Source organism: Spirillospora sp. NPDC049652, assembly GCF_040675125.1.
Classification (GTDB): Bacteria; Actinomycetota; Actinomycetes; order Streptosporangiales; family Streptosporangiaceae; genus Spirillospora.
In genome coordinates this window covers 1-4,451 of sequence record NZ_JBFAOF010000612.1, presented here as the reverse complement: position 1 = coordinate 4,451, position 4,451 = coordinate 1, and the positions used below count along the sequence as shown (strand labels likewise).

At 70.8% G+C, this 4,451-nt stretch carries 3 protein-coding genes and 1 rRNA gene; all 4 read right to left on the bottom strand.

The window, feature by feature from the left end; translation table 11 throughout:
• Nucleotides 1–89 (bottom strand): 16S ribosomal RNA (locus AB0J52_RS29055); the annotation flags it as partial.
• Between the two features lie 611 nt (nt 90–700).
• Nucleotides 701–1,978: a tyrosine--tRNA ligase gene (tyrS, locus tag AB0J52_RS29050; RefSeq protein WP_500185696.1), complete on the bottom strand. Its 1,278-nt coding sequence runs from the start codon at nt 1,976–1,978 to the stop codon at nt 701–703.
• A gap of 134 nt (nt 1,979–2,112) precedes the next feature.
• Complete coding sequence (locus tag AB0J52_RS29045; protein ID WP_500185695.1) at nt 2,113–2,742, bottom strand: DNA-3-methyladenine glycosylase; 630 nt, start codon at nt 2,740–2,742, stop codon at nt 2,113–2,115.
• A gap of 133 nt (nt 2,743–2,875) precedes the next feature.
• On the bottom strand, nt 2,876–4,294 hold the full coding sequence (argH, locus tag AB0J52_RS29040) for an argininosuccinate lyase (RefSeq protein ID WP_500185694.1): 1,419 nt from the start codon (nt 4,292–4,294) through the stop codon (nt 2,876–2,878).
• Nucleotides 4,295–4,451: the final 157 nt, after the last annotated feature.

Here is a 4,451-nt window from a genome sequence, read left to right as displayed (position 1 = left end):
GTACCCCCGAAGGGGCCTTTCCGCTCGACTTGCATGTGTTAAGCACGCCGCCAGCGTTCGTCCTGAGCCAGGATCAAACTCTCCATCAAGGTCCATACGACAAACCCCAGGGGCGAACCCGGGACCTGCCAAACCCGAAGGAGGATCCGAAGATCCCAGCAAAACAACCCCCAAAGGGGCTGCTTGCCTCAAAGAAATCCCCACCCCGAACCCGAAGGTCCAGAGCACGGGGCGATCAGGCCTTGCCTGATCTATAAAGGCACTGGCTTTTAACACGCTGTTGAGTTCTCAAGAAACGGACACCCACGCGCTCCGTTCACTTCCGTGAACCTCGCTCCGTGGCAACCTCTCCAGTTTACCCGATCCGTCCGATTCGTACAACTTCGTCCGTTTCGAGTGCCCACCTGCGCGACATCGAACGCCGAGGCGCTCTGTGTCGGTTCGGGGGTCCCCTTGGGCCGGCCGCCTTGTCGGCGTCCCGCTCCCCTTGGGGCAGGTAGAACATTAGATCCGGTCGGCAAGACCGTCAAATCAGCGGCCACGACCGGAGAGTTCCAGCTCAGAGCCTGTGCACGAGGGGCTGTGGGCGCTTTCGCGGCGTTCCCCGTGACCGCACTGTGACGTGAATCTACCGAGCTTTTCCCCGTCGCATACCGAAGGCCCCACCCGTGATCACGGATGGGGCCTTCGTCGTACGAGGTCAGGAGCGGACGACCTCCACGCCGCCGATGTTGCGCTTGCCTCGGCGCAGCACCAGGAAACGGCCGTGCAGGAGGTCGTCGGCGGACGGGACGGCGTCGTCCGACTCGACCTTCGCGTTGTTCACGTACGCGCCGCCCTGGGCGATCGCACGCCGGGCCTCCGACTTGCTCTTGCACAGTCCGGAGGCGGCGAGCAGGTCCGCGACGGGCGGCAGGTCACCGGCGGGGACCTCCGTGCGCGGAACCTCCGACAGGGCCGCGGCGAGGGTCCGTTCGTCCAGCTCGCGGAGCTCGCCCTGACCGAACAGCGCCTTGGAGGCGGCGATGGCGGCGGCCGTCTCGTCCGCGCCGTGCACGAGCGTGGTCATCTCCTCGGCGAGCGCGCGCTGCGGGATGCGGGCGGCGGGACGCTCGGCGCCGTCCTTCACCAGCTGCTCGATCTCCTCCCGGGACCTGAACGAGAAGACCTTGAGGTAGTTCTCGATGTCCCGGTCGTCGGCGTTGATCCAGAACTGGTAGAAGGCGTACGGCGAGGTCAGCTCGGGGTCGAGCCAGTAGGTCTCGCCGCCGGCGGTCTTGCCGAACTTGGAGCCGTCCGCCTTGGTGAGCAGCGGGGTGGTGAGCGCGTGCGCGGTGCCGCCCTCGACGCGCCGGATCAGGTCGACGCCGGCGGTGAGGTTGCCCCACTGGTCGCTGCCGCCGGTCTGCAGGACGCAGCCGTGCCGGCGGAACAGCTCCAGGTAGTCCATGGACTGCAGCAGGACGTAGCTGAACTCGGTGTAGCTCATCCCGGACGACTCGAGCCGCGCCTTGACGGTCTCGCGGGCGAGCATCCTGTTCACCGGGAAGTGCTTTCCGACGTCCCGCAGGAACTCGATGACCGACATGGGGCCGGTCCAGTCGAGGTTGCTGACCATCGTCGCGCCGGTCGGGCTCTCGTCGAAGTCCAGGAACCTGGAGATCTGGCCGCGGATGCGCTCGACCCAGCCCGCGACGGTCTCCTCGGTGTTCAGCACCCGCTCGGCGCTCTTGCCGCTGGGGTCGCCGATGAGGCCGGTGGCCCCGCCGACCAGGCCGATGGGCCGGTGCCCGGCCCGCTGGAAGCGGCGCAGGGTGAGGATCTGGATGAGGTTGCCGAGGTGCAGCGAGGGCGCCGTCGGATCGAACCCGCAATAGAGCGTGACCGGCCCCGCGGCGAGCAGGGCCCGCAGTTCACTCAGGTCGGTGGACTGCGCGATCAGATCGCGCCATGCGAGATCGTCCAGGATGTCGGTCACGGTCTCCCTCGTCTCCGGCTTGCTATTTCCTACGTTCACCAGCGTTCCCGATGAACGGTGCACAGGCTAACGATATTCGGCTTCGGCTGAGGGGGTTCCGGGCGGCGTGCGGGCCTGACCTGCGTGCGGACGGATCAGGAGCGTGCCGCCGGGCGCCGCCTGGGGACGTGCGGGCGGTAGGCGGAGACGGTCGGGTCGCCGTCGATCCAGAACCGCCAGGGCGTGTCCTTGCCGCCGTTCACGCCGACGCGCGGTCCCGAGCGGACCGCCGCGGGGTCGACGGGGTCGCCGGGCAGGATGCGCAGGGGACCGTCCGGGTCGCAGACGTCCAGGCCGTTCTCCGCCCGGGCGATGGCGAGGGCGTTGCAGAGCCGGGCGGGGCCCCGGGCGAGGTCGCGGACGGACGAGCGGGGGCGCCGGGCGACGGCCAGTTCCTCGCCGCCGACGATCTCTCCGGCGCGCAGCAGGACCCCCGAGGCCGTGCCCGCGGGACCGCAGACCAGGTTGGCGCAGTAGTGCATGCCGTAGGTGAAGTAGACGTAGGCGTGGCCGGGCGGGCCGAACATCACGGCGTTGCGGGCGGTCTGGCCGCGGTAGGCGTGCGAGGCCGGGTCCCGGGGGCCGGCGTAGGCCTCGACCTCGGTCAGGCGGACGGCGACGGCTCCCTCGTCGGTGGCGTGGACCAGGACGCTGCCGAGCAGGCGCGGCGCGATCGTCTCCACGGGGGCGTCGAAGAAGTCCCTCGGCAGCGGTGCTCCGTCCATTCCCCCACCATGATCGTCCCGGTTCGGCCGGATTCCACCGTACCGGCCCCCGGACCGCGCGCGGACGATGATCGCGCGCGGTCCGGGGCCGGCCGGGCGGCCAGGGACCGCGTCCAGGGGTCGTCGCCGGGGCTCAGGAGTCGTTGCCCGAGGCCCAGGCCGCGTGCTCGTTGACCTGCGCGCGCAGGGCGTCCAGCTGCTCGCGGACGCGGTCGGGCGCGGTGCCGCCGTGCGCCTTGCGGGACGCGAGGGCGCCGGGGACGTTCAGCACCTCCCGCACGTCCGGGGTGAGGTGCGGGGACACCTTCGCGAGCTCGTCGTCGGTGAGGTCGCCGAAGTCCTTGTCGTTGACCTGGCACCAGACGACGAGGTGGCCGACGATCTCGTGCGCGTCGCGGAAGGCGACGCCGCGCCGGACCAGCAGCTCCGCGAGGTCGGTCGCCAGGGCGAAGCCCTCGGGGGCGAGCGCCTCCAGCCGCTCGGTGTTGATCCGCATGGTGGCGATCAGCCCGGACATGGCGGGCAGGACGACCAGGAGCGTCTCGACGGCGTCGAAGGCGCCCTCCTTGTCCTCCTGCAGGTCGCGGTTGTAGGTGAGCGGCAGGCCCTTGAGGGTGGTGAGCAGCCCGACGAGGTGGCCGATGAGGCGGCCGGCCTTGCCGCGGGCGAGCTCGGCCACGTCGGGGTTCTTCTTCTGCGGCATGATCGACGACCCGGTGGCGTAGGTGTCGTCCATCTCGATCCAGCGGAACTCCTGGGAGGCCCAGAGGCAGATCTCCTCGCCGAGCCGGGACAGGTGGACGCCGACCAGCGCGGTGACGAAGAGGAACTCGGCGACGAAGTCGCGGTCGGCCACGGCGTCCATGGAGTTGGGCGCGGCGGAGTCGAAGCCGAGCTCGGCGGCGGTGGCCTGCGGGTCGAGCGGCAGGGACGAGCCGGCGAGCGCGCCGGAGCCGAGGGGTGAGACGGCCGCGCGCTTGTCCCAGTCGCGCATCCGGGCGATGTCGCGGGTGAGCGGCTGCACGTGGGCGAGCAGCTGGTGGGAGAACAGCACCGGCTGGGCGTGCTGCAGGTGGGTCATGCCGGGCGCGGCGACGCCGAGGTTGTGCTCGGCCTGGGCGATCAGCGCGGTCTCCAGCTCGACCAGCCGGGACACGATCTGGCGGGCGTGGTCGCGCAGGTAGAGGCGCAGGTCGGTGGCGACCTGGTCGTTGCGGGAGCGGCCGGCGCGCAGCTTGCCGCCGAGCGCGCCGAGGCGGTCGAGCAGGCCGCGTTCGAGGGCGGTGTGCACGTCCTCGTCGGCGACGGCGGGCCGGAAGTCGCCCTTGCGGCACGCCTCCTCGAGGTCGTCGAGCGCGCCGATCATGCGGTCGAGCTCGTCGTCGGTGAGCAGGCCGGCGCGGTTGAGCACGCGGGCGTGGGCGCGCGAGCCCATCAGGTCGTAGGGGGCGAGCCGCCAGTCGAACTGGACGCTCACCGAGAGCCGCGCGAGCGCGTCCGACGGGCCGCCTTCGAACCGGCCGCCCCACAGGCGCGTCGGTGCCTTCGTCACTGGTAAGTCCCTCTTCTGCTACTGCCGCTGTCGTTTGTCTGGTTCTACTGCACGCTTACCGCGCGGGGGCGCGTTCGCGCCAAGTCCCACGCCGGAACGGTGCCGGAACCCCGTGCGGGGGCTCGTGGCGGGTGCCCCGCGCCGCTGGTCCGGCGCC

Coding starts and splice junctions, on each gene's coding strand:
- AB0J52_RS29045 (WP_500185695.1), bottom strand. CDS start 2,742: ATGGACGGAGCACCGCTGCCGAGGGACTTCTTCGACGCCCCCGTGGAG.